Annotated in this window: 17 protein-coding genes; 1 reads left to right on the forward strand and 16 read right to left on the reverse strand. The window is 58.0% G+C overall.

Annotated elements, in window-relative coordinates; genetic code table 11:
- Positions 1 to 327: 327 nt before the first annotated feature.
- The 4 genes from BLR08_RS16025 to BLR08_RS16040 all read right to left on the reverse strand — a co-directional run bounded on the left by BLR08_RS16025 (position 328) and on the right by BLR08_RS16040 (position 3,800).
- On the reverse strand, positions 328 to 1,116 hold the full coding sequence (locus BLR08_RS16025) for a type 2 periplasmic-binding domain-containing protein (RefSeq protein WP_072332945.1): 789 nt from the start codon (positions 1,114 to 1,116) through the stop codon (positions 328 to 330).
- A 12-nt stretch (positions 1,117 to 1,128) separates the two neighbouring features.
- On the reverse strand, positions 1,129 to 1,836 hold the full coding sequence (locus BLR08_RS16030; protein ID WP_072332942.1) for an SDR family oxidoreductase: 708 nt from the start codon (positions 1,834 to 1,836) through the stop codon (positions 1,129 to 1,131).
- Positions 1,837 to 1,852: 16 nt separating this feature from the next.
- A complete protein-coding gene (locus BLR08_RS16035) occupies positions 1,853 to 2,899 on the reverse strand; it encodes a zinc-dependent alcohol dehydrogenase (protein ID WP_072332938.1) in 1,047 nt (348 codons plus the stop codon).
- Between the two features lie 193 nt (positions 2,900 to 3,092).
- On the reverse strand, positions 3,093 to 3,800 hold the full coding sequence (locus BLR08_RS16040) for an RraA family protein (RefSeq protein ID WP_218131579.1): 708 nt from the start codon (positions 3,798 to 3,800) through the stop codon (positions 3,093 to 3,095).
- Between the two features lie 142 nt (positions 3,801 to 3,942).
- On the opposite strand from BLR08_RS16040, the gene BLR08_RS16045 reads away from it, so the two are divergent.
- Positions 3,943 to 4,752, forward strand: coding sequence for a helix-turn-helix domain-containing protein (locus tag BLR08_RS16045; RefSeq protein ID WP_256257704.1), 810 nt, complete (start codon positions 3,943 to 3,945; stop codon positions 4,750 to 4,752).
- Between the two features lie 464 nt (positions 4,753 to 5,216).
- Here the strand turns inward: BLR08_RS16045 and BLR08_RS16050 are convergent, their stop codons facing one another.
- The 12 genes from BLR08_RS16050 to BLR08_RS16105 all read right to left on the reverse strand — a co-directional run bounded on the left by BLR08_RS16050 (position 5,217) and on the right by BLR08_RS16105 (position 24,810).
- Positions 5,217 to 6,284 carry an alpha/beta hydrolase family protein gene (locus BLR08_RS16050; RefSeq protein ID WP_072332932.1) on the reverse strand — a complete coding sequence of 356 codons (1,068 nt, stop codon included), beginning with the start codon at positions 6,282 to 6,284 and terminating at the stop codon, positions 5,217 to 5,219.
- A 59-nt stretch (positions 6,285 to 6,343) separates the two neighbouring features.
- Complete coding sequence (locus BLR08_RS16055; protein WP_072332929.1) at positions 6,344 to 7,408, reverse strand: Gfo/Idh/MocA family protein; 1,065 nt, start codon at positions 7,406 to 7,408, stop codon at positions 6,344 to 6,346.
- Positions 7,405 to 8,154: a ThuA domain-containing protein gene (locus tag BLR08_RS16060; protein WP_072332926.1), complete on the reverse strand. Its 750-nt coding sequence runs from the start codon at positions 8,152 to 8,154 to the stop codon at positions 7,405 to 7,407. The genes BLR08_RS16055 and BLR08_RS16060 overlap by 4 nt, the downstream gene beginning before the upstream one ends.
- A 50-nt stretch (positions 8,155 to 8,204) precedes the next feature.
- Complete coding sequence (locus BLR08_RS16065) at positions 8,205 to 9,089, reverse strand: carbohydrate ABC transporter permease (RefSeq protein WP_083537328.1); 885 nt, start codon at positions 9,087 to 9,089, stop codon at positions 8,205 to 8,207.
- Positions 9,090 to 9,105: 16 nt separating this feature from the next.
- Complete coding sequence (locus BLR08_RS16070; RefSeq protein WP_072332923.1) at positions 9,106 to 10,035, reverse strand: ABC transporter permease; 930 nt, start codon at positions 10,033 to 10,035, stop codon at positions 9,106 to 9,108.
- Positions 10,036 to 10,356: 321 nt separating this feature from the next.
- On the reverse strand, positions 10,357 to 15,582 hold the full coding sequence (locus BLR08_RS16075) for an Ig-like domain-containing protein (protein ID WP_072332920.1): 5,226 nt from the start codon (positions 15,580 to 15,582) through the stop codon (positions 10,357 to 10,359).
- Between the two features lie 231 nt (positions 15,583 to 15,813).
- Positions 15,814 to 18,087, reverse strand: coding sequence for an AraC family transcriptional regulator (locus BLR08_RS16080; RefSeq protein ID WP_072332917.1), 2,274 nt, complete (start codon positions 18,085 to 18,087; stop codon positions 15,814 to 15,816).
- A 128-nt stretch (positions 18,088 to 18,215) separates the two neighbouring features.
- Entirely contained in the window at positions 18,216 to 19,745 is a 1,530-nt protein-coding gene (locus BLR08_RS16085; RefSeq protein WP_072332914.1) for an ABC transporter substrate-binding protein, read from the reverse strand.
- 373 nt (positions 19,746 to 20,118) lie between these two features.
- The gene (locus BLR08_RS16090; protein WP_072332911.1) at positions 20,119 to 21,489 is read right to left on the reverse strand and encodes a sulfatase family protein; all 1,371 of its coding nucleotides are present in this window, start codon (positions 21,487 to 21,489) and stop codon (positions 20,119 to 20,121) included.
- A gap of 68 nt (positions 21,490 to 21,557) precedes the next feature.
- On the reverse strand, positions 21,558 to 22,418 hold the full coding sequence (locus BLR08_RS16095) for a carbohydrate ABC transporter permease (RefSeq protein ID WP_072332907.1): 861 nt from the start codon (positions 22,416 to 22,418) through the stop codon (positions 21,558 to 21,560).
- On the reverse strand, positions 22,418 to 23,311 hold the full coding sequence (locus BLR08_RS16100) for a carbohydrate ABC transporter permease (RefSeq protein WP_256257701.1): 894 nt from the start codon (positions 23,309 to 23,311) through the stop codon (positions 22,418 to 22,420). The genes BLR08_RS16095 and BLR08_RS16100 overlap by 1 nt, the downstream gene beginning before the upstream one ends.
- Positions 23,312 to 23,472: 161 nt before the next feature.
- Entirely contained in the window at positions 23,473 to 24,810 is a 1,338-nt protein-coding gene (locus tag BLR08_RS16105; protein WP_072332904.1) for an ABC transporter substrate-binding protein, read from the reverse strand.
- Between the last annotated feature and the right edge of the window lie 68 nt (positions 24,811 to 24,878).

Genomic DNA, 24,878 nt, shown 5'->3' on the forward strand with positions numbered 1-24,878 from the left:
CGCATTTGTACGGTTTTCCGCACAACACTCATAGCTGGGCCCCAGTCGAGGCGCATTTGTACGGTTTTCCACTACCTTTATCCACCGCGAACAGAGACTTACAGCAGCAACAAAGTCCCACCGCTTATCCCCATGGTTTGGCCGCATCTCAACAGTTCGGCCGCCGTCAGTCCCTTCGGTGTCCAGGTTCGGGTCCGACTCGGAAGTCCACAGATTTGCATCCGAGCTCGGGTCCGACTCGCGAGTCCGCAGATTCCCTCCAAGCCCACGGTCCATCACGAGTCCCTTTGTCCCAAGCCTCACATTTAGAAAGCCTTCGGCTCCTCTTTAATGTTCCCGCCAACCGTCATGGTCCAAAACAAACCCCCGCCCCCGGTAGCGATCCTCCAGCTTCAGCCGAGGCCAGCGTCCGAGCAGCCGGTCCCCGGCGGCCTCCCTCCCGGCTCCGGCTCCGGTCTGCCATCCCAGCGCGAAGCCACCGGCACGGTCGGGCGGCTCCACATGGTGCCCCCCGTCTCCCGAATCGACGATATGCCATTTGCGGATATGCTCCTCCGCATCGGCCGCGATCGCATAGACCGACAGATGCGAGCGGCTGAACGCCCCGCTTCCGAAGACGAATAGCCCAGGCTCCGGCTGTTCCCGGATCAGCCCTCCATCATCTGGCCGCCCGTCCGCACAGCTCTCCACAAGGAAAAACTTCATCGCCTCCGGCAATCTGCGCAGCACAAGCTTCACCGGTGAAGCGACATTCACATTCAGTCGGCCGTCGCCGTTATCCCAACGAAACGAGCTCAGCAGCCGTGCCGGTTCCTCCGTCTCGATGCGGTCCACCACAAAGTACGTATGCGCGTCGGCTACAATCCATGTTCGCTCCGCCCGGCGCACAAGCTTGCCATACACGGCTGCGAGGTCCTCCGTCCTGCTGTACGGAGCGCCTTGCGCCGAATCGGCTTGCCAGATCGTCACCGGCCAGGCTCCCCGCTCTCCACTCCTCGTGTCGAAATCCGAGTCTCCGGCCTCAAGTTCGGCCCCGTCCTGCGTTTGGAGGCTCCAAGGCCGTCTAAACAACTCGGCCTCGCTCCAGCCGCAGCCCTCCATATGCTTCAGATTCATCGGCTCACGCTCCTACATCAGCGACGACTCAAACGCCAGCTCATGCACCACCACATGGGACGGACGCTTCAGCACAAATACGATCGCGTCCGCCACATCGGACGCCTGAAGAAGCTTTTCCCGGGTTACCGGACGGTCCCCCCAGAAGCCTGTATCCGTTCCGCCCGGGTTCAGCGTGGTCACGCGGATACGCTTCTCCTTGACCTGCAGGGCAAGCCCCTGCGAGAACATCTGAACCGCGGCCTTGGCCGTGCAGTACACGGGCGCATTCGCATTCGCCCGCTTGGCCGCCATCGAGCCGACATTAATAATCTGCGCGCCGGCATCCGCATCGGCGAGCGGGATAAAATGCTTGCAGCACAGAAACGTACCCAGCACATTGACATCCATGAGCGTCCGGTACTGCTCCAGCGTCATCTCCTGAACCTGGGCCGGGATCGACAAGCCCGCCAGATTGATCAGCACATCCGCGCTCCCGTAAAGACCGCGGGCCGTCCGGAATAGCCGCTCTACCTCGTCTTCCTGCGTCACATCGGCCGGGCAAGCCGTGACCTCCGCCCCTTCTCCGCGGAGCGCGGCCGCCTGCGCCTCCAGCTTGTCTGCCGACCGGGACGACAGAATAAGCTTCATCCCTTCCGCAGCCAGCGCCCTCGAGAGCTCCTCGCCCATACCTCCGGCTGCTCCCGTCAAGATAGCTACTTTTCCCGTCAAGCTCTGCATCCCTATCTCTCCTTCTTCACTCCGGCTGAGCCAGCCCGTAATCGATCAGAATCTTGCCGGTATTCTCACCGCGAATCATCGTCTGAATCGCTTCCTCCAGCTGCTCCAAACTGCGGGTATCGCTCACCAGCGCCTCCAGCCGGTAGCGGCCTTCCACAGCCAGCTCCTCCAGCATTCGCACCGTCTTCTTGAAGTCCTGCAGCGTATACACCCGGCTGCCGACCACGCGGAGCTCCTTGAAAATGATATCCATCACCTCTAGCTCCGGCCGTCGTCCGGGGAACCCGACCAGCACGACCGTTCCTTTGATCTTGCAAAGCTTGGTCGCAGAAAGCAGCCCGGGCTGAGAGCCGGACACCTCGAAGACGACATCGAACCCGGCTCCGTCCGTCGCCTGCTCCGCGTAAGCGTTCACATCGGTCGTCTGAGGGTTGACTCCCTCAAATCCGAAGGAGCGGATTACAGCAAGCCTGTCTTCGTTCAGCTCCGTAAACACAACCTTCGCCGCCCCGCTCTGCTTCGCCACGATGCCGACGACCATGCCGATCGGCCCGCCTCCTACGACGAGCACACGGTCTCCATGCCGGACTTCAGCCTGCCGGTTGACATGGAACGCTACCGCAAACGGCTCGGCCAGCGCCGCAGCCCTGTCGGACAAGACGTCGCTGATCGGGATAACCTTGGCTGCCGGCACCTTGATATATTGGGCAAAGCCGCCATCCGTATGAATGCCGAGCAGCTTCAGTCTGCGGCATACATGAACGTGGCCCTCCAAGCATGCCGCGCATTCTCCGCAGCTGATCAGCGGCTCTGCGACCACGCGGGTCCCAGCCGTCAAGTGCGGATACAGGTCCGTGCTGGCCTTCGCCACCCTGCCCGTAAATTCATGTCCGGGTATAACAGGCGTCACCGCTGTCGGATGATGGCCTTTATAAATATGAACATCGGAGCCGCACACTCCCGCATACGTCACCTCAATCAGGCATTCGTCTTCGCCGATCTCCGGGACCGGCACTTCCTGCAGCTCGATCCGCTGCCATTCCGTCAATACCGCCGCTTTCATACGGCCACTCCTCCTTGTTATCTGTTCTGTTGACGCCGCTCCCCTCTAGAAGTCCGGTGAACAACACGCGGCATGCGGCTGATCGGGTTTCCACTCGCTGCTCCAACTCCCACCGGCTCTCCGGTCTCTCGGGTCACTGAACTTCCAGGCGGACGACAGACAGCGGCCGCTTATCCGCCCTAACCCTGACTAGTTAGAAATAGCCGCCCCGTTTGACTACCTCGGTAGGCGACAAGCCGTCGACGACCATCTGTTTGATTTCCTTCTCGTTTTCTTTGATGTATTCCGCCTTCAGCAGCACCTCGTAAGCCAAATGCCGCGGAACGACGATCACCCCGTCGATATCCCCGAAGATCACATCCCCCGGATAAATAATAACCTCGCCAATGCGGACGGGAATTTGCCAGGTGACCATCCGGAACCGCCCGAGCATGCCGTTGGAAGTACGGTATTTGCAGAACACCGGGAAATCCTGCTCCAGCACCTTATCCGTGTCGCGCACGCCGCCGTCGATCACCGCTCCCCGGCAGCCTCTCCGCTTGGAGGCCATCGTCATCACTTCGCCCCATTGCGCCGACTCATCGTCGCCGCTCGTATCCCAGACGCAGACGGAGTTTTCCTGAAGCTCCTCCAGCATCTTCGCACGCTGCTCCATCTCGCTCTCCAGAGTCAGGTTCTTGGCTCCTTTCACCGTAAAAGCGACCCCGGCTACCCGCATGCCGTCCTTCAACGGCATAATGTCATGGGGCAGCACCTGAAACAGCAGTCCCTGCTCCCGCAGCACATCGTTAACCGCAGCCGTAAATACATCCTCGTAACGCTCGCACAGCTCCTTGTCCGAAATCGGCAGCTCGACCCGGACATGCCGTTCTCTGGATGCCTTCAAATGCTCCAAATCCACCTTCCGCCACTCTCCTCTCGCAAGCTCAAGCTTACCCCTATTGTACGCAGAGGCTTTAGGCGGGACCATGAACAAACGGGCGATTATTTGCACATTCCGCTGATTGTTATGATAGAATAAAAAGGAGCAATTTGACTTGGAGGTGCGCTTTTTGTCTGCTTCCTACGACTGCATCGTCACGGACTTTCGGCTGATTGTCGAACGAAAACCAAACCCCGGCTGGAAAGTCATCGAGATCGCCAATACGTCCTCTCATCTGCTCGCCTTCGCCAAAAGCGGAACGGCCGACTATCAGGTGGGGGAACGCCGCTTCCGGGTCGGGGCGGGCGATGTGCTATACTTCCCCAAAGGCCAAGTGCATACCGGCATCAGCGACCCGGATGATCCGTGGTCGTTTTATACGGTCACCTTCGACATAGCGCCTCCGCAAGCGGGCGATCCTCCTCCGCTAGCCTGGCTGGATACCGTAACGGAGACCGGCTCAGCCGAACGCTATCAGTTTGCGGCGTTGTTCGCTGAGCTTCACCGCGCCTGGATGAGGCAGAAGCCCGGCTATCTGATGCACTGCCGCAGCGTATTGACGAATTTGCTCTATTTGCTGATTCAGCAGCAGGCGGATCTCCGCGATACCTCGGTGCATAGCGAGGCGATCGAGCAAGCGATCTCGCTTATGCTGGAGCGTCCTCGCGACAGCTTCAGCATTGCGGAGCTGGCTGATCTGGCGGGACTCAGCCCGTCGCATTTCCGCATGCTGTTCAAGCAGACGACCGGCCTGTCCGTCGTCCAGTACCAGAACCGGCTGAAGATCAACCGGGCCCGCGACCTGCTCCTCAGCGGCGGCTGCAACGTCACCGAGGCGGCCGATTTCGTCGGCATTCCCGACATCTACTATTTCAGCCGGTTGTTCAAGAAGCTGACCGGCGTCAGTCCGTCCGCGTATAAGAAGCTGTAGCAAGCCTAAGAAAAATTGGCCCTAAGCCGGGCCCTAGAGGATCTCCATGTTCGGCTCCATGCTCCTGGTGCGTGCGGAGGAATGGATATGCGGTTCCAACCGCTCTTGAAGTCTCGTCCCATTTGAATTTAAAAGGTAAGGACACGACTTTAAGGCGGCCGTTACGCTTCCAGCCCAATATCCATTCCCTATCTTGTAAGGAGCTCTGATTTCCGTTACAAATGGAATGCGATCATTTACGCTTACGGTCGCTGAGTTCCGTAAAAACTCCGCTCTGCTGCGTATGCTCTGCACCCGCTTCTGTACCTCTCCTTCCTTAAAGGTGAACCATTTAAAAAAGTCAAAAAAGCCACCAGCCTCTCTCGTACAGGGCTGATGACTTGACTGCTTCACACTTCTATATCCCGCCGCGCCACCAACATAAAGTGACGGCAGCTCGTCTACGCGTCGGCCGTCCGGCAAGCTCAACCGGGGCCAGCCAGAGCTTCGCATATAAACTCGACGCCTGCATCATCCGGCGCAAATTCATGCCCGCCCTGAAATTCCTTGTAACGCAGCCGCCCGGACAACCCCAGCCGCTCGTAGAAGCTGCGGACGCGCTCTGCCTCCACGCGAGCATGGCTGACGTCGAACAGCTCATCTTCCAGGCCCAGCTCGATATACAGAGGCCTGGGGCACACCAGGCCGGCAATCTCCGCATCCAGGAAACGGCGTCCGGAGTCAAACCACGTCCAGTCGCTCCAGTCGTACACAAACCGGTTATTGAAAAAACAGGAGCTGTACGCCGCTTTGATCCGCTCGTCCAGCGCAGCCGTAAACAGTGTATAAAAGCCGCCGTAAGACAAGCCCGCCATGCCGATCCGGCCGCAGTCGATATCTTCCCTCGTCTGCAAATAATCCAGCCCGCGCATCAGCTTGAAAATTTCGACGGCGGCTATGGAGCTGCCAAGCTGCTTGAGCCGCGTATCGAAGGTTTTCCTGTCCTTCTCCGGTCCCTGCCCGGGCGCCCACAGATGCAGCTGCGGAGCGAAGACTGCACATCCGCGCTGCACAAACCTGCGGATTATGCCGTTGTAATTGCTCGGCCCGTACAGCCCGGCGCATAGCTCCGGCGTCCCGGAGCCGCCGTGCTGCACCAGCACGAGCGGAAAGGGGCCCGCTCTGTCCGGCAGGAACAGCAAGCCGTACAAACTCAGGCCGTCAGCCGCCTGGACCGTCAGCCTGAACATCCCGCCCAGCCTGTGTCCGGCGGCGTCTTCGATCTTGGCCTCGGACGGCGTCCGCGCGCCGGACAGCCCGGACAGCGGCCGGCCCAGCAGCTCGCAGAGCTGCCTTCGGTATTCGGCCGCGCTCTGTGCGTAAGCCTCGGCGGAAGCAAAGCTTGGACGGAAGCGTCCCTGTCTGTACCTGTTCGCATCCGCTCGCTCGCGCTCCACCCAAGCCTGCAGCTCCCCATACTGCTGAACCCGATAAGCGTTGCCCGCTCCTTCAGGCTCCCGGTACCACTCCTGAACCTTATCGCTATCGCTCATCGCCGACTCCTTCCCGTACTACGCACAATAGACCTCTCGCCCGGAGACAAAGCCTGCCCTCAATCGAGCCGCACCTCCGCTCCCCTGGCCGCCGATTCGTAGATTGCGCTCAGGATGCGGATCATATCGACCCCGCCTTCCGGGTCATTGACGGGCTTCTCTCTTCCGAGCACGCATTCGATAAAGTGATGAATATGCTCCGCATGCGGAGCCAGCCCACCGGCGGGAAATCGGGGTACGATATCGCACAGCACATGCCCGATCTCCGTCATCAGCTTGAGGTCGCCGTTCTTCAGGCTGCAGCCCGCTTGCGTGCCTCGCAGCTCGACGAACTTCAGGCCCTCTTCCACATTCGACGCCCAGCTGAACTCGATCTGCAGGGTCGCTCCGTTATCGAAGCGGATAAAGCCGGTCGCCAAGTCCTCGACGTCGAATACGCCTCCCTCCAGGACATTGCCGAACGCGCTGTCCTCCGCATCCGACAAGGCGGAGTCGGCGAACTTCGCGTAGGCCGCTCCGCTGACCGCAACCGGACGCGGATTGCCCATCAGCCAAACCGCCAGATCGATCATGTGAACGCCCAGATCGATCAACGGTCCGCCGCCGGACATCGCCTTGTTCGTAAACCAGCCTCCCCGGCCGGGAATACCCCGACGGCGTACCCATCCTGCGCGGCCGGTATAAATTTCCCCCATAGCCCCGCTGTCGATATACGCCTTCAGGAAGCGGGCGGCGGGCGTGAACCGGTTGTTGCGCATCGCCATCAGCAGCTTGCCCGAGCTGCTGGCCGCATCGGCCATCCGCTGCGCCTCCTCCGGGCTGATGGCGTCCGGCTTCTCGCAGAAAACATGCTGTCCATGCTCCAGAGCCGCTATGGCAACCTCCGAATGGAGCACGTTGGGCGTGCAGATGTCCACGGCGTCCAGCTCCTCTTGCTCCAGCATCTCGCGGTAGTCGGTGTAGACGCGGGCAACGCCGAGCTGCACGGCCAATGTTTCCGCGCATTCCCGGTCAATATCGCATAGTGCCGTCAGCTCCGCATCCGGATGCGAGGCCCAGCCGGGGACATGCGAGCCCCTGAATATTTTTCCTGCTCCGACCACTCCGATCTTCAATCGACTCATCTCGCTTCACCTGCTCCTTTCGGCTTAATCGTCTCCAGCGCCGGCACGGACTTGCCGTAACGCTGAGGCTCTCGCTTCACGGGCGCCGCCCACCGGATGCTGTTGGAGATTACGCGCAGCACATGGGGATCATAATACGTCGGGTACAGCTCGTGTCCGGGGCGGAAATAAAAGATTTTCCCCTGGCCCCGGCTGTAGCAGCATCCGCTCCGAAACACATTGCCCCCTTCGAACCAGCTTGTCAGCACCACCTCATCCGGCGGCGGAACGTCGAAAAACTCCCCGTACATTTCCTCCCGCTCCAGCTCGAAATACGGCCCGATGCCTTCGACGATCGGGTGGCCCGGCGCTGTGACCCAGAGCCGCTCCCGCTCGCCTTCGTCGCGGTACAGCAGCGCGCAGCTTGTGCCCATCAGCCGCTTGAATATTTTCGAATAGTGGCCGGAGTGAAGCACGATCAGCCCCATCCCTTGCAGCACCCGGGCCGCGACGCGCTCCACGACCTCGTCATGCACCTCTTTATGCGCCGTATGCCCCCACCAGATGAGCACATCGGTCTGCGCCAGCGCCTCGACCGACAAGCCATGCTCCGGCTCGTCGAGCGTCGCCATACGGATGGCGAAATCCCCGATCAAGCCATCTGCGATCGCCCGGTGCATCCCTTCCGGATAAATCGCCCTCACGTGCGGCTTGTTAACCTCATGGCGGTATTCATTCCATACCGTGACCCGGATGGTTTCGCTCATGTTTGTTTCCTCCTCTTTATGCTCCTTGGAGCGTCATGATCCCCGTATCTTTATCCCTTGACCGCCCCGATCGTCATTCCCTTGACGAAATACTTCTGCAGGAAAGCGAACAGAAACATAACCGGCAGCGAGGTGAGCACCATCATCGCATACATGATCGCATCCGAGGGGACATCGCTCGAATCGATCGGATTGCCGCTCGGATCGACGCCGCCGTTTTTGACCATTTCGATGTAGGCCGTAATATTTTTCAGAATGAGCTGTATCGGGTACTTCGACGAATTGTCGATGAACAGGATGGCGTTGAACGTTTCGTTCCAGTAATTCAAGGTCATCATCAGCGCGAGCGTAGCCAGCGCCGGCTTGGACAGGGGCAGGATAATGCTCCAATACGTCCTCAGGTCGGACGCCCCGTCAATCTTGGCCGATTCCACCAGCGCCGGCGGAATTTCCTGAAAAAAAACGCGCAGCAGAAAGATTTGAAAAGGTGCCGCGAAGGCCGGGACAATTAAAGAAATCAGCATGTTTTTCCATTGCAGGTATTGAACGATCAGGATGTAGAAAGGAACCATCCCGCCGCTGAAGATCATCGTGACGAAAATATAGAACGAGATGACGCCGCGCAGCCGGAAGTCGCGCCTGGCCAGCGGATAAGCGATCAAGGATGTGACCAGCAGGTTGAGCGTTGTCCCGAACAGCACGATGATGAGCGAATTTTTGTACCCGGACAGCAGGGTAAGCGGATCTTTGAATATATAGGTATAAGCCTCCGCCGAAAAAATTTTCGGGATAATACGGTAGCCGTACGTTTGGATCGTGCTGCCTTCCGTCAGCGATACGGAAATCGTCAGCACCATCGGCAGCAGGCACATCGCGCAGAACAGGATCAGGCACAGATGAGCCATCGTCTGCAAAGCTGCATGCTTCTGAGTCAAATGAATCCCCCTCCGGTTAAAATAACCCGTATTCTTTGTTGAACAGCTTGGCCAGCTTATTCGTGCCCAGGATCAGGACGAAGCCGACGACCGATTGAAAGACGCCGACGGCTGCGCTCATTCCGAAGTCGCCGTTCACCGTGAGCGCGCGGAACACATACGTATCCAGCACATCCGTTACCGGATACAGCACGCTCACATTGCGGGGCACGAAGTAGAACAAGCCGAAGTCGGCCCGCAATATATGCCCGATCGACAGGATCGTCAGCATCACCATCATAGGCGCGAGAAACGGAATGGAAATATGCCGGATCGACTGCACCTTGGTCGCTCCGTCGATCTCCGCCGCCTCGAACAGCTCCCGGTCTATGCTCATCAAGGCCGAATAATAGATCAGACTCCCGAAGCCCGTCCCCTTCCACACCCCGACCAGCGGCAGAATGATCAGCCAGTACCATGGCTCGGAGTAAAAGGAAACCTCGTTGCCGGTCAGCTGCCGGATCAAGGTCGTCAGCATCCCTGTGGATGGATTAAGCAGCGTCGTCAGCATCAAGCCGACCAGCACCCAGGAGAAGAAATACGGAAAGAACATGACCGACTGGTATACCTTCAGCATTCTCTTGCTGGTCACCTCATAGAGCAGCAGCGCGAAGCATACGCTGGCCAGCAGCTCGACGACGATCAGCATCGCGTTCAGCCCGATCGTATTGCGCAGTATTTTCCAGGCGTCCACCGATTTGAAGAAAAATTCGAAATTCGCGAATCCGTTCCAGGAGCTCCCGAGTATCCCCTTCACCGGCACATAATCCTTGAACGCCATGACGATGCCGAACATCGGCAAGTAGGAGAAAATGAAAATTTTAATGACCGCCGGCAGCGTCATCAGGATCAGCTGCCGGTCTTCCTTGACGTGCCTCAGCTTTCTTCGCAGCACTTTCGTATCCATGCCCGTACACTCCATTTCCGCATGATCTTGTCAGCCATCCCCGCTCACGGCTTCAGTATAGGTGGCGGCTCATCCCGCTGAATACTGCAATATCGCCCGAATTCGCTTCAAATATGGCGCTCGGGCGGCCTTTGGCCGTTTTTGTATCTGGCCGGCGCTGAATTGGGCGGAAATCCCGGATGAGCAGCCGATTGACTGCGGGGCCAAACAACCGCATACGAAAAAGACGCCTTGCCCGGGGCGTGTACCGCAACCGCAAAGGCGGCTCGTTTTCCCGGGAAAGGTGTCTTATCGCATCGTGTTCATTTGCGCTGGCTTAAACTACTCTTGGGGAGTCTTCAGCGTCATGCTGCCCGATCTGGCGTAGAGGCCGAAATAGCCAGGGTCGTCGATTCGGCCTGCAGCCGTGTCGAGGAAATAGAATACATTTTCACCGTCGATATTCAAAATCAGCCTTACGCCGCCGCTTTCATTGACAGCTCCGACCTGGACGCGGTGCAGCTCGTGGAACGGAATAAAATAGTTCGGGATGCCTGGTCCGCCGATGCTCGTATAGCCGCTGATATTGCCGTAGATGACCGTCCGTTCTCCGCCGTTGAAGCGGTGCAGCTCGATGACATCCTCCTTAAAGCAGATCAGGTAAAGGTCGTTCGTCGCGGAGGTGAAGGGCTGGTTGGGCTGCTGGATGCGCAGCGCCAGGGACGGCCAGCCGCCGTCCGAATCCAGCTGCAAATCCATCGTCAGCAGCTCGTCTTCGAACGTATCGCCCTGGTAGGTCGCGAAGCCGCTCGGCGTGACGATCGTGAGGCTGTCCGTTTCCGCTTGCAGATTGCCGCTTCCGCTAGCGTACACATGCCATCGGTCCGGGTCATTGATGACTTCATCCAGCGAATAAGCATCATACTCCAGACCGGCCGGGTTCCCGAAATGCAGCACGTTCACCTCGATCGTTCTCGTCCGCTCAATGCCGTCGACCATAAGCGAAAACTCCACGTCGGCGCTGCCTACGGCTGCGGCCGTGAGCAAGCCTTGCGCGTCAATCTGCACCACGGACGGATTGCTGCTCGTGTAGCCGAAAGCCGTGACGTTCATCGTCTGTCCGTACAAGGACTTCGCTTCGGCAATCAGCCTCTGCTCCCCGCCGCGCAGCAGGGCATACTCTTCGCCCAGGAACTGCTTCGCCTTATTTTGTACATAATACACCTCGATACGGTCGTACTCGTCATCGACGTACACAGGGACATGCCGCGTCCACAGCATCTCGCCCAGCTTCACCTGAACCCGGATGCGGGTAGCGCCCGGACCGGTCGCGGTTACATAACCCGAAGCATTCACCTCGGCTACCGTCTCATCCTCGCTCGCATAGGTAATGCTTGCGCCCGCCAAGGTCACCGGCTCATCCTTCCCCGTCGTCGCCGCGACGGTCAACTGGCTGCCGTTAGAAGATGCCAGCTCCAGCTTCTTCGGCAGCACGATACGCTCCGGTATGCCTGCAGCCAAGTCCTTGTACGCCGCCTCCAGCCCGGAGCGGGCGATAATCGCCAGCGCTTCGGCCGGCCAGTCGGCATCCGGGTACACCTGGGTATTGACCTCGTATACGCTGGCCCCGACAGTCTTGATGGCGGATGTGGTCGTATAGTTCGTATCGAACAAAATGTCATGGCTCGTCAGCGATCCGTTGACAAAGCCCCATGTCGCCGGGAAAATCTCGTCCCACATCGGCGTTTCCGTGGTATCGATGACATTGCGCTCGCTTTTCCAGTACGTGGAGCCTTCGTCATTGTAGATCACCCCGTACCGGTTCATCTGATTGCACAAATAGTTTTCCGTGATCTCGTTTTTATGGCCAGCCGTACCGCCTGTGCCGCCCAGCGTATAGATGGCCCCTCCGTCATAAATCTGCTCGCCCAAAATATCATGGATAAAGTTCGCATGAAGCTTCGCATTGCGCAGAGCCGATGTCTTCACATGCGCCAGGCCGTACCCGATCGTGATTCCATCATACGGCACGTTGAATATTTCGTTGTGGCTCACATCCGCATCCACGACAAAGCCAAGTCCGATGGCGGCAGAGGAGCGGTAATCGATGCCGATGTCGTGGATATAATTGTTCGTAATATCCACGTTCTTAAGCAGCTTCCGCGGATCGGACGGATTGGATATGTCCGTGTCCAGCTTGGTCGTCTCCCCGACATTGATCGCTCCGCCCGATATATCGAAGAACCGGTTGCCTCGGATCAAGCTTTCCTGAACCCCGTTGACCATCTTGATAGCCATAATGCCCAGCTTCGAAAATTCGTTGCGCTCGAACCGGATATGCGAGGCCTTCTCGACGGTAACCGCTCCGATCGGCAGCTTGTCGATCCCGTAGCGGAGCAGGTTGTTCTGCGCATCGGCATGGCCCATGTCGGAGCTCGGACGAAGCCAGGTCGTATAGGAGAAGGTCAAGCCTTCGAAATGGATGCCGTCCACCGGCGTATCCAGCGTGGTGCCCTCCAGCTTCATCAGCTCCTCGATGACCGGAGCGACCACCTCGGCCGTGTTCAGCGACTCGCCCGGTCTAGGCTTATAGTAGAACGTATCGGTCGACCGGTCCAGATACCATTCCCCCGGCTCGTCGAGCAGCTCGTAGGCGTTCTCCACATACCACGGGTTGACAACCGAAGGTCGGATCGTCACATAACCCCAGCCGGGCTGCTTCATCGTAAAGACGGCCTTGCCGTTCTCCACCGCCGCAGCCTGTACGCCGATCCGCGGATTGGTCCACTCCGCTTTGTAGACGAATTCCAGATCCGTGATCCGTCCCCAGCCCGTCATGGCCGTATCGTCGGATATATAGCCGCCCTCCGTCTTGACCGGCGCGGTCAACCCGCCTTCGCTTCTCGCCCGCACGGCCCGGATGCCGTTCACATACAGCTGCCGGGTTTCGATGTCGCCGCCGGCGGATGCCTTATAGATGTTCTGGCCGGCATCATGCAGCGTCCACCCGGTGATCCGCTTGCCGCCCTCGATGACCGGCTTCTCGCCCGGATAAGCCTTGTAAATCACCCAGTGGCCGTTGCTGCCCGAATCGCGTTCGTCAAACAACAGCGTCGCCTGCTGAACGTAGCTGCCCTCCCGCATATACACGACGATGTCTCCCGTCATATCGGCATTGACAGTACGGACTGCGTCTCTGGCCTTCTGCAGCGTCTGAAATGGCGCTGCCTCCGTTCCCGGATTGCCGTCGTTTCCGCTAGGCGATACATAATAGGCGGCCTGAAGCTGCCGGGCCGCTGCCGTTACCACAGCCGATGCCGCATGGCCTCCGTCTGCCGTCGTAGCCGTAATCTGCGCGCTGCCCGCTCCAACCGCGGTCACGCGGCCTTCGCTGTCGACGGTCGCCACAGAAGGATTGCTGGTCGTCCAGGCGACCGCCGGATTGCTCGAATCCGCAGGCAGCACGGCAGCTGTCAGCAGACGGTCAGAGCCAATCGGCAAAGCCAGCTCGGTCGCACTCAGCGAGACGCTGGCGGGATGGCGTACCAGCACCCGCACCTGAACGCTGGCGGTCCATGACCCGTCCACGGTCGTGCCGGTGATGGTCGCATAGCCTTCGGATAGCCCGGAAGCATGGCCAAGCTCGTCTACTGCCAGCACAGCCGGATCGCTGCTCGTCCACAGCACCGAGGTGAAGGTCGGATCGGCCGGCACGAAGTCCGGCTTCAGTTCGGTCGTGCGGTGCAGTCCCAGCTCAGCCGGCACGCCGCTTAAACCGAAGCCGGTTACCGGCCTATAGCTGAAAGCCTGAATATCGTCGAAATAAGCCGTCCCAGCGGCTTGGCTGTACATACCGAATTGGAGATTGCGAAACTCATCGGCGGATGTCATCAACGCCAGCCCAGTCCGCTTGAGAGCTCCGTCGATGTACAAGTCGTACTTGCCGGTCGCCGCATTCAAGGCCAGGTCGAACTGGTACCAGCGGTTCGTCTCATACGGCTGAACAGCCTCCCATACCCCATTTTGCATAACCGCAATCTTGCCGTTGTTGTGGAAAATTGTCTGCGCGACGGCCGCTCCCGCGCTGTTGCGGACATTGGCGACATAGACGACGGCATCCGTCTGCTTCGCCATCGCCCGGATGGACAGCTTCAGCTTCGCATGTCCGGCCGACAGCGCTTTGGAGACATTGTAGCTGTTGGCCGTCGGAGCGGGCTTCTCGATGCGGAAGCTTCGGCCGGAGGAGTACGGATTATCCGCCACTTCGGCGGTCACCCCCGCAGCGCTCGGGATGCTGAACGTGCCCGGCTTCGTGCCGGGAGCGTAAGTCTCGAAGCGCTCGTTGACCAGATCCCCGCCCGGCTTCACGGTAACCTGCATGCTGTCGCTGTAAGCCCCGTCCTCGCTGACCGCCGTGATCGTGCCGACGCCGGCCGTCAGGGCGTTTAAGGTCGCCGTTCCGGCATAAACGTCGTACACGACAGATACCACCGACGGCTGGGCAGACTGCCAGTGAATCTTTTTGTTCGTCGCATAGAAGGGCTCCAGCTCCGCCGACACATTCAGGCTATCCCCGGTGTACATCGTGAGCTCGTGCCGGCTCAAGGCAAGGCCGGTGACCGGCACCTCCGGTCCTGCCGGTACGGTCACCGTGCACTCGGCATACGCGCCTCCCTCGGCGGCCGCCGTAATGACAGCCGTCCCCGCGCCCCAGGCCGTCATCCTTCCCTGACCGTCCACCCGCACGACTCCGTTATCGCTCGAGCTCCAAGTAACCGCTTGCAAAGAAGTCCAGGAAGGTTGAACCGTCGCGCTTAGCTGCTCGCTGTCGCCGAGAGCAAGCGTCGCGGCCGTTTTATTCAAGACCAGACTGTGCGTGTACACATCGATGTCGTCGAAATATGCAGCTCCTGTCGTGGTACGAAATACTTGAAAGTCGGTCTGCTTCAAATTTGACGCGTCGGTATTTTTGAAGTCGATCGGCCCCGCCTTTTTCACGCCGTCGATGAACAGGCTGTACTGCCGCGCGCCGGTATCGACAACGGCTGCGATGTCATACCATACGCCGGATGCATAAGGCTGCATAATGACCGTTCCGCTCGCCAGCTGGTAACGGATATTGCCGTCCGTGGTGAAGACGACGGTCGCCAGCTCTTTGCTGTCGGACGAGCGGAGCTGCATCGCGATAATCGTGGCGTCCGTCTGCGCTGCCATCACCTTCGCCCGTACCACATATTGTCCCGTCAGGGCAGTGCCCAGCACGCTGCGGGCGTACAGATTCGTAGCCGTGTCCGTGCCCGTACGTTCGATTTTCAAGCTTTTGTTGGCCGCATCCGGGGTTTCGGCTACCGACACCGTGCCCAAGGCTTCCTTGTAGCTCCAGCCTGCTCCGCCGGGCTTGGAGCCGGTCGCCGTGCCGTCGAAGGCCTCATGAACGATATCGCCCGGAGCTGTCAGAGATTCGGCAGCATGCGCCTCAGGTCCCGAACCCGTTATAACCGTCCCCGTGATTAAGCTGATCGCAAGCGTCTTGGCCAACCATCGTTTCCATGTCGAATAGAACACCATTCATCCACCCTTCGTTCCATATGGATTTTCATTCCGTACGAAAGCCTTGACCTGCTCCTCCTTTCCGCCGCTCGCTTCCTCATCCGGCTAACCGCAGCCGATCCGAAGCCCTTGCGGACGGCTTCAGTATAGAGGCATTCGCTGCGCAAAAATACTGCAAATTCGTCCAAGCCGACTTTAAATCCGGCAGGGATGCCCGGTTTTTCCCGCGGCTGCGGCCGAGCAGCCCGCCTATGGCTCTTCAGCCAGCTTCAGGCTCCGGAATTCATTGGGAGTGATGCCGTTGTATTTTTTGAACAAGGTGTAGAAATAATTGATGTTCGCAAAGCCGCTGCGAAGAGCGACCTCCTGGACCGACGCTTCCGTCTGCTCCAGCAAACTCTTTGCCCGGTCCATCCGGTACCGGTTAATGGACTCTCCCAGCGATTCGCCGGATGCTTTTTTGTACAGCGAACGCAAATATTTGGCGGAAATGCCCAAATGGTCGGCAATCATCTCCGGACTGAGGCTCGGACTTGCATATTCCTGCTCCAGAAACCGGTCCACCTGATCCAAAATATCGCTGTACCGTTCATGCCGCTTGACCGTCTCCAGCGAACGGGACAATACGCCGAAAATATCCGACAGCAGCCCCTCCAGCTTGTCTCCGATCTCCTCCAGCGTCTCATAGGACGAGATCCGGCTGGCCATGTCCAGAAACGGTACATAGCTGATCTCGTCCGCGAAGATGTTATACTTCTTGAGCGATTCCTTGAGCGAGACCGCCATCTGCAGCACAGCCGTCTGCAGCGAGGTCAGCGAATAGCCCCGCGCGCTCTCGACGATGCTGCGGCTGCAGGCATAGGCCGCCTCCCTGTTGCCCGCCAGCAGCTGGTCCAGCAGCTCCGCGCATATTTGCTCGGGAAAGACGTATTCCCGCTTGCGCATTTCCTTGACTCCGGACGCGTACAGCACAGCTCTCGGACCATGAAACAGCTTATACTCCAGCGCTTCCGCGCATAAAGCCATGCTGTCCGGAATATCGGAGATTTCCTCCAGCCTGTCGCCGATCGATACGGAGAGGGATACCCTGAGATAATGAGCGATTTTGTCCTGAATCTCTCTCGCCAGGCCCTCCATACGAACCGTCAACGTTTCGTCGTCTTCATCGTCCAGATTGAAGATGACGGCGATACTGCCGCCTCCGAGATCTACAGCTTCATGCCGGAACAACGGCCCGGCCAGCTCGCCGATCATATTGATGAAGCCGTAAGCCAGCAGCGCCCTGTCCTCCAGACTGTACCGGCTGCAATATTCGTCATACCGGTCGATCCTCAGCATCACGATCATAAAGCCGTTCTCCAGCTTGAACGGGATATGGAAACGGGCAAAGCGCTTGCGGTGCACGCTGTCATCCAGCTTGCGGGTCGTCAGCATCCGCAAGTACTGCTGCTTTTTCTCGAAGCCGGCATGCTTCTCGGCATCGTACTTCGTCTCGAGCTCGCGGAGCTTGCGGTTGAACAGCCCGTAGACCGCTTTGCTGATCCACAGAACGGCCAGCACGGAGCATACCGTAACCAGCAGAAAAATAACAATCGTCGTCCATAAAATTCGCTGGAGCTTGCCCGACACGGCCTCATAGGGCGTAAAGCGGATAAATTTCCAGTCATGCAGCTTAGAAGAAACATAGCTGATGACATACTTTTCCCCGTCGATCATCCTCACCGCATAACCGGACGGCTGACCGTCGCGGAGAATATCCCGCAGCTCGGCATATGCGTTCAAATCCTCCAAATATCCGTACCGGTCATTGCTCAGCGCGATCCGTCCAGCCGCATCGGTAATAATCGTTTCTCCGCTGCTCTCGGGGTTCATCGACTTGATCGTGTTTTTCATCCATTCCTGAGACACGTTGAGCACAATCGCTCCGTCGATCTTGTCTGCGTGACCGTCATAGAAAACGAAGGTGTACACGTCATCCGTGAGACTGAGATCGATGCTCGGACTGGTGTAGTTGCCCGGCGCCGGAATCCGTCTTGCCATCGGATGCAGATTGACAACCTCGCCCTTCGTCTGCAGCTTGCCCACAATATCCTGATCCGGAAAGCTCTCCAGCGTAAACGCCTTGCCGTCGAAATAGATCCGGTTCGCCTGCTTATTGTACATATAAATCGAGTTGACCAAGGGCATGTTGATATGGACGACCCCGATCTGCTGCAGCAAAGAAGCCACCTCCAGCTCCCCCAGATCCGAGTAATTCATCAGCTTCAATACGGCCGGATTCGCATAGAGCTGCAGCAGCGTCAGCTTGGCCGCCTCGAACATGAAGCTCGTGCTGTAGCTGATCTGCGACAGCTCCTCCACGGTGTACGTCTGCACCAGATCGACGGCGTGGCGCTCATAGCTCATATGCATGGAGGAGGATAAGATGATGTTGGCCGCCAGCACGATAACGGCGAAGGAAAGGAACAGATTGGCGTAACTGAACATAGTCCTTCTTTGTTTCCGACCGATGAATGTGAGCATCTGAATCCTCCTGATTGAAAGCAGTCTCGGTAAGGTGAGCAGGGCTCCTCATGGAAAAAGGAAAATCCAAATCATCCGGGGATGATTTGGATAACCGGTCTAAGGAATGGCGGACGGCACAGCCGGGATCATTTCTTCTTCTGCGCGATAAAAGCGTCTACCTGCGCTTGCTTCTCGGCCAGCACCTTGTCGATCCCCGCCGTCTTCAGCTTGGCGAGAAATTCGGCATGCTTCTTCTCGGTATCGGCTCCATACATGCCGCTGTTGAAATTGGCCTTGTATTCGTTGATGATCGCCGCGCAGTTGGCAATCTCGGTCTTGACCTTGTCGGGACTGAAGTTGAATCCGTACAGCCGGGATACGGTCGCCGTTTCGTTGAGTTCCTTGGTCTTCTCCCACACATCGTCCGGCTGCGTACCCACGACATAGGAGTTGAACTGGTTGCCGAACATCCAGCCTGGAGCGGGGCCATACTTAGCGCCTGGCAGCGACTCGATCCGGTTGTCGCCGACCTTCTTGTAATCCACGCCTTCGATGCCCCAAACCATCAGATTATAAAGCTCCTTGTCCGTATTCATCAGCTCCAGGAACATCAGGGCGCGCTCCGGGTTTTTGGAGGTCGAGGAAACGGCGGTCATCGTTGCGATCGCATTGGGCGTAGTGAGCATCGGCTTGCCGAACGGGATGACGTACTGATCGCTCTTATACGTGGTCTTGACGCTCTGCTCAATGCCCGGCATCAAGGTTGCCAGGGGCGAGGCCGCATACTTGGAGGTGTCGAAGGTAGGCCGGGTCAGCGCGTCCTTGGCGATGAGCCCTTTCTCCATCAACATCTTATTAGTCATAATAAAATCCTTGAATTCAGGCGTATCGTATTCATTGAATACTTTCGGGCTCGCCTCTGTCGACTTGGCAACTCCCGGCACATCCGTGCCCCCGATCGTCTCCCATTCATAATACGGGTATAAATAACTGAACACTTGGTTTTTAATCTGGGCATTATACAGCTGATCCGTCTTGTCGGCCGGCTCTCCAGCCTTCACCTTCTCGAGAAACGGAGCTAAATCAGACAGCTTGGCAACTCCCTTGGGATCGAACCCGTACTTGTCGGCCAGCGGCTTGGACAAGTTAACACCGGCCTGGCGCGCAAATATCTGCTGATTGATGCTCGCATATATTTTGCCGTTCACCTTGGCCGCTTCCCAAATTTCCGGCTTGAACTGGGCATACGTTTTAGGGGCATATTTCGGCAGCAGCTCCGTAATATCCACGAAGGAGCCTTTCGCTGCATGATCATAATAATTCAAATAATTGGGCGACGTGAACGCAAGATCGAACTCTTCCTGCGCATTGACCATAATCGTCATCTTCTGTGTGTAATCGCCGTTATTTGGAATTTTGATGAATTCAACCGTCGCGTTGATCTTCTCCTTCACCAGCTTGCTGATCGCTTCGTACACGGTCTGATCGCCCGGCTTGGCCGCTCCATAGAAATAATATTTCAGCGTGACGGGCTTCAGTTCCTCCTTCTGTCCGGCGGCGCCGGAGGGTGCCGCCTGCTCCGTTCCGGTCTGCTGACAGCCCCCGAGCAGGACAGCCGACATGAGCGAAAGCAGCATGACCGCGCGAAAAGGCTTGTTTACCAGTTTGTTCGCCATTTGCTGTAAACCCCATTTCTCTGCATAATAAAGTGCCGTATCCATGAACCCGATCGGACCGCGGTTCAGGCAATTTCAGTATACAACTGCAAAATCGCGGAAAAACACTGCAATATCGTCCGAACGGGCTTTAAATACGGCTTCCGTCTGGCCACCGGGCGTTTTCATAGCGACGGAGGCCGATATTGCAGCGTAGGCACAGGCAGCAGCTCCAGGGACAAACATGGGCAAGGAATTTCATAAGCTTTTTCTGCGCCATAAACCTACAGCATTTGTCGGTCTTTCTCTTGCGCTCAAGAAATGACCAAAGAAGACCAGAGCTCCCGCTCTGGTCTTCTTCGTCATATTCCACCATGGAGCTCCGGAGGCTCCTTCACTCATCTGCCAAATCCCTTGCCGTCAGCGCAAGCTGACCGACCGGCTCCTCAGGCACAGGCTCGATGACCGCTTTAGGCTCGCCGGCCTCGGCCATCCGGCGCAGCAGCCTTTCGCGCAGCGACTGCTTGATCTCGTTATGGGCCCTGCTGCCGATGAGGTTGTTCAGCTCCCATGGGTCAGCCTTCAGGTCATAGAGGAACTCCTCGGCGTACCGGCTGCTCCCGCTGTCGGCGATCGCATCCTTATCCGGCGCCGATACGCTGTATTTCCAGCGCTTCGTACGGATGGCGCGGCCAACCTGGGATTCGCTGATCTGCACGAATGCCTCCTGCGGCCAGTCCATCCGCTCCCGCCGCATGAGCGGCAGCAGCGAGCGGCCTTGCATAGCCGCGGGCACGGTCCCGCCCGCCGCCTCGATCAGCGTAGGAGGCAGATCAAGCAGGCTTACCAGCTCCGTGATCCGTCCGCCGCCTCGGAAGCATGGCCCCCATACTGCAGCCGGGATACGGATCGAGCTCTCGTGGCAGGAGCGCTTGTATTCACCGTTGCGCGTTTTGAAGTGACAGCCGTGATCGGAGGTAAACAGCACGATCGTGTCGTCCGCCAGATCCAGGCTGATCAACGCGTCCATAAGGCGGCCCAGCGCTTCGTCCAGCCGCTTCACCATCGCATAATAGCCAGGCAGCTGCCGCTGGGAGGTGCCCCCTAGCTCCGCCAGATCGGGCGGCGTCCACCGCGAGACGTACCGGTCCTCTTGCCCGCTCGGGGCCGGATAGTCGTCGCGTCTGTTCTGATGATGGGGCTCCAGGTAAGACAGGAACAGGAAAAACGGCTCTGCCTGCTCCCGCTGCCCGTCGATATAACGGATGGCCGCGTCGGTCAGCGCATCGACCCGGTAGCCGGGCAGCTTCACACGGCGATTCTCTCCGTCATACAGCACGGTATCATACGCATCCGACGTATGCTCCAGCGAATCGGCCGCCAGCCAGTACCGGTACCCGCCTCGCAGCGCTTCCGGCACCGGCTCGGTGCGGGTGGCCGCGAGATGCCATTTGCCTATATAGGCAGTATCGTAGCCAAGGTCGCCAAACTCGTGCGCCAATGTCCGGCATTCCGGCGGAAGCGGGATGCCGTTGCGGTAGCAGCCGATATCCGTCGCGTAACGGCCGGTCTGCAAGCTGGCTCTCGCCGGTCCGCAGACCGGCTGGCAGGTGAACATGTTATACAGATGAGTGCCCTCCAGCGCCCAACGGTCAAAATTCGGCGTCAAGCCAAGCGGATTGCCGTGCAGGCCTGTCGTATCCCAGCGCTGCTGGTCTGTGAAGAATACAATGACATTCGGCTTGCGTCGCTTCTCCTGGTTCATAAGCTATATCCTCCCCCTCGATAAAAAGATGAAGAGGAGCCGCAGTCCCCACCGCGGCCCCTTTTTGCTTATCCCTTAATGCCGGTCGTCGCAATCCCCTCCACAAAATACCGCTGGAAGAAGAAAAAGATAAGTACCGGCGGCAATACGGCCAGCACCGACATCGCCATAATCTGGTTCCATTCCACCGTGCCGCCCGTGGAATCGATCGTCATCCGCAGCGCCAGCGATACCGTATACTTCTTGACACTGTTGATGAAGATCAAGGAATTGAAGAAATCGTTCCACGTCCAGATGAACTGGAAGATTGCCGCCGAGAAGAGCGCCGGCTTGCACAGCGGCAGCAGGATGCGCGTCAGAATTGTAAGCGGATTGCAGCCGTCCATCACCGCCGATTCGTCCAGCTCTCGCGGCAGCCCGCGGAAAAATTGCACCATCATGAAGATAAAAAACGGATAACAAGCAAACAGCGCAGGCACGATAAACGGCCAGTAGCTGTCCAGCCAGCCCAGATCGCGGAAGATCAGGTATCGCGGGATAATGATCACCGCATGCGGCAGCATCAGCGTCGAGATCATCAGAGCAAACAGCGGACCCTTCAACGGAAACTGAAAGCGGGCAAACCCATAGGCCACGACTGCGCTGGAGACAACTGTAAAGACTACGGTCGGCACAACCATCAGCAGCGTATTGCCGAAGAACACCGCATACGAATATTGACCCGTGCCCGTCCAGCCTTTGCCGTAGGCGTCCCAGACGAACCTCTCGGGCAGCAGGCCCAGCGAACCGAACAGGTCGGCATTCGTCTTGAAGGAGCTGAAAAACAGCCAGATCAGCGGATAAATCATCAGCAGACCGAAGAGGGCCAGCAGACCGTTTTTGATCAGCCGGGCGGCTAAAGGCGGCTCTTTCCCATAATTGGCAGACATCAGCTTCTCCCCCCGTCTTCATAGTGGACCCACGACTTGGACGAGCGGAAAATAATCAGAGTCAGCATCAGAATAATAGCGAACAGCACCCAGGACAAGGCTGACGCATACCCCATTTTGAGCGATTGGAACGCATCGTCGTAGATCTTAAGCCCGATCAAATAAGTCGACTTCATCGGACCTCCGTTGGTCACGACGAAGGCGGCCGTAAACTCCTGCAGCGCCCCGATCGTCTGCATGACCAGATTGAACAGAATGATCGGGGTCAGCATCGGCACGGTAATCGAGGCAAACATCCTCAGCCTCCCTCCGCCATCGACCATCGCCGCTTCGTACAGATCCATCGGGATCTGCTTAAGGCCGGCCAGGAACAGCACCATTGAGGAGCCGAACTGCCAGACCACGAGAAAGCTGATCGTCCAGAGCGCGACGGACGGGCTGCCAAGCCAGTCCACGGCAGGAATATGGAGGAAGGACAGCGCCTGATTCACGATCCCTTCCCGCATAAACAGAAACCGCCACAGAATAGAAATCGCCACGCTGCCGCCGAGTATGGACGGCAAATAATAAACAGTGCGGTACAAATTGATGAACTTGCCTTTCATATTCAAAATGAGCGCCACCAGCAAAGCAAACGCCAGCTTGGCCGGCACGGCGATCAGCGTGTAGACGAAGGTTGCGCGAAGCGAGGGAAAGAAGTCTTTATCCTCGGTAAAGATTTTCACGTAATTGGACAACCCCACGAATCTCGGTTCTCTCACGATCGAATAATCGGTAAACGAATAATACAGCGATAAGATAAGCGGATAGAGCTGAAACCAGGCAAAGCCGATCAGCCAGGGTGAAATAAACAGCAGCCCCCATACGGCAGGGCGAATCGTTATGCGCTTCAAGATGATCCTTCCTTTCTGTCGCCACCGCACGCCTCGGCAGGGGGCCTTCGACTATGCCCGGCGTATAAACGCCGGCAAACGCCGGCTTCAGTGCCTGCCAAGCGAGGACGGCCGCTTGTGGGAAGCGGCCGGCAAGGCCGCGTTCCCCGGAAGCCAGGCTATTATTTCGCTTTCAATTCCTTCAGCCTGCTGCTCAGCTCCTTCATAATCTCTGCCGCAGCCTGCTCAGCCGTCACCCTCTGGTAGATGAGCTTCTGCAGCGTATCCTTGACCAGCTGGGCCAGCTCCGTATTGGTGCTGATAATATTCGGGGCTATCGCCTTCGCTTTGTTGGCGTAGTCCAGCCCCTTCGTGATGTTCGGGTCCAACTTGCCCGCACCTTCCAGCGCCTGGCGGGCCGAAGCGGCAGCCGGGATGCCGCGCTGGGTTTCGAGCAGCAGGGCCGCCTCCTTGTCATTGGCCAGCCAGTTAACGAACTTGACGGCCTCCTCCGTGTTCGCCGACTTCTGATTAACCGCGAAGCCGGTTCCCGCGATAATCGGGTTGCCGGAGATCGGAGCGCCGGGCGCCATCGGGAAGGCGCTTACCCCCAGCTTGTTGCCGGGAACTGCTTGCCTATACTTGTCATAGCTCTGCACATAGTCGATCAGCAGGCCGATCTCGCCTTTGATCCACTTCGGATTCTGCTCCATCTTGCCGACGAAGGCCGAGCTGTCGCCAAACGGTTCGATGACGCCCGATTTATACAGCTCGGCGACATATTCGAGGCCCTTCTGCAGCTGTGCCGCGTCAAAGCCCGGCTCGAAGCTGTCCTCAATCCACCGTTTGCCGGTCAACTGGGCGACATACGGCTGCAGAATCAGCTTGTTCAGCACGTCGATATCGGCCGTCAGCAGATAAGCTTTGGCATCCTGGGCATGCACCTTCTTGCCCTCCTCCAGCAGCTTATCCCAGGTCCATACCGTATCGGCCGGGATACCGAATTTCTCCAGGAACGCGGGGTTATAGAAGGTGGTAGCGGCAAAAGCGCCGGACGGCATCATGACCATCTTATCTTTATAGGTAGCGAAATTTTGAATCACATCCGGGGCAAGTCCGGAGATATCCAGTCCCTTGGCCGTTTTCAAATCCAGCAGGAAATTGGTCATGTCATTATGCCACTCGTACGAATATTGCAGAATGTCAGGCGCCGTCCCTCCGGCAAACTGGGTCAGCAGCTTCTTGTAGAAGCCGTCGAAGCCCATATATTCAGCCTCAACCTTAACGTTAGGATGAAGCTTGGTGTAAGCATCGATCGCCTTCAGTGTCGCCTGATGCCGTGCGTCATTGCCCCACCAGCTGAAGCGCAGCGTTACTTCCTTGGAAGCGGATTCATTTTTGCCTGCTTCGCTCGATCCCGCCGTATCGCCCGCGCCTCCCCCATTTCCGCAAGCGGTCAATGCCGTAGCGACGGCCAGAACTGCGGCCAGTAACGCTGTTCTTCTCTTCATATGGATCATCGCTTTATCCCCCTCTGTCCTCGGCTGTTATGCCGGCTGTGCATTTATCATAGCATTCCGCCATAGGG

Origin of the sequence: Paenibacillus sp. cl123, from assembly GCF_900101595.1 — a bacterium.
In the GTDB taxonomy this organism is placed as follows: domain Bacteria; phylum Bacillota; class Bacilli; order Paenibacillales; family NBRC-103111; genus Paenibacillus_G.

Excerpts from the sequence above, each read along its gene's own strand:
- BLR08_RS16025 (WP_072332945.1), bottom strand. The coding sequence starts at position 1,116 with ATGAATCTGAAGCATATGGAGGGCTGCGGCTGGAGCGAGGCCGAGTTG.
- BLR08_RS16030 (WP_072332942.1), bottom strand. The coding sequence starts at position 1,836 with ATGCAGAGCTTGACGGGAAAAGTAGCTATCTTGACGGGAGCAGCCGGA.
- BLR08_RS16035 (WP_072332938.1), bottom strand. The coding sequence starts at position 2,899 with ATGAAAGCGGCGGTATTGACGGAATGGCAGCGGATCGAGCTGCAGGAA.
- BLR08_RS16050 (WP_072332932.1), bottom strand. The coding sequence starts at position 6,284 with ATGAGCGATAGCGATAAGGTTCAGGAGTGGTACCGGGAGCCTGAAGGA.
- BLR08_RS16055 (WP_072332929.1), bottom strand. The coding sequence starts at position 7,408 with ATGAGTCGATTGAAGATCGGAGTGGTCGGAGCAGGAAAAATATTCAGG.
- BLR08_RS16060 (WP_072332926.1), bottom strand. The coding sequence starts at position 8,154 with ATGAGCGAAACCATCCGGGTCACGGTATGGAATGAATACCGCCATGAG.
- BLR08_RS16070 (WP_072332923.1), bottom strand. The coding sequence starts at position 10,035 with ATGGATACGAAAGTGCTGCGAAGAAAGCTGAGGCACGTCAAGGAAGAC.
- BLR08_RS16075 (WP_072332920.1), bottom strand. The coding sequence starts at position 15,582 with ATGGTGTTCTATTCGACATGGAAACGATGGTTGGCCAAGACGCTTGCG.
- BLR08_RS16080 (WP_072332917.1), bottom strand. The coding sequence starts at position 18,087 with ATGCTCACATTCATCGGTCGGAAACAAAGAAGGACTATGTTCAGTTAC.
- BLR08_RS16085 (WP_072332914.1), bottom strand. The coding sequence starts at position 19,745 with ATGGCGAACAAACTGGTAAACAAGCCTTTTCGCGCGGTCATGCTGCTT.
- BLR08_RS16090 (WP_072332911.1), bottom strand. The coding sequence starts at position 21,489 with ATGAACCAGGAGAAGCGACGCAAGCCGAATGTCATTGTATTCTTCACA.
- BLR08_RS16095 (WP_072332907.1), bottom strand. The coding sequence starts at position 22,418 with ATGTCTGCCAATTATGGGAAAGAGCCGCCTTTAGCCGCCCGGCTGATC.
- BLR08_RS16105 (WP_072332904.1), bottom strand. The coding sequence starts at position 24,810 with ATGATCCATATGAAGAGAAGAACAGCGTTACTGGCCGCAGTTCTGGCC.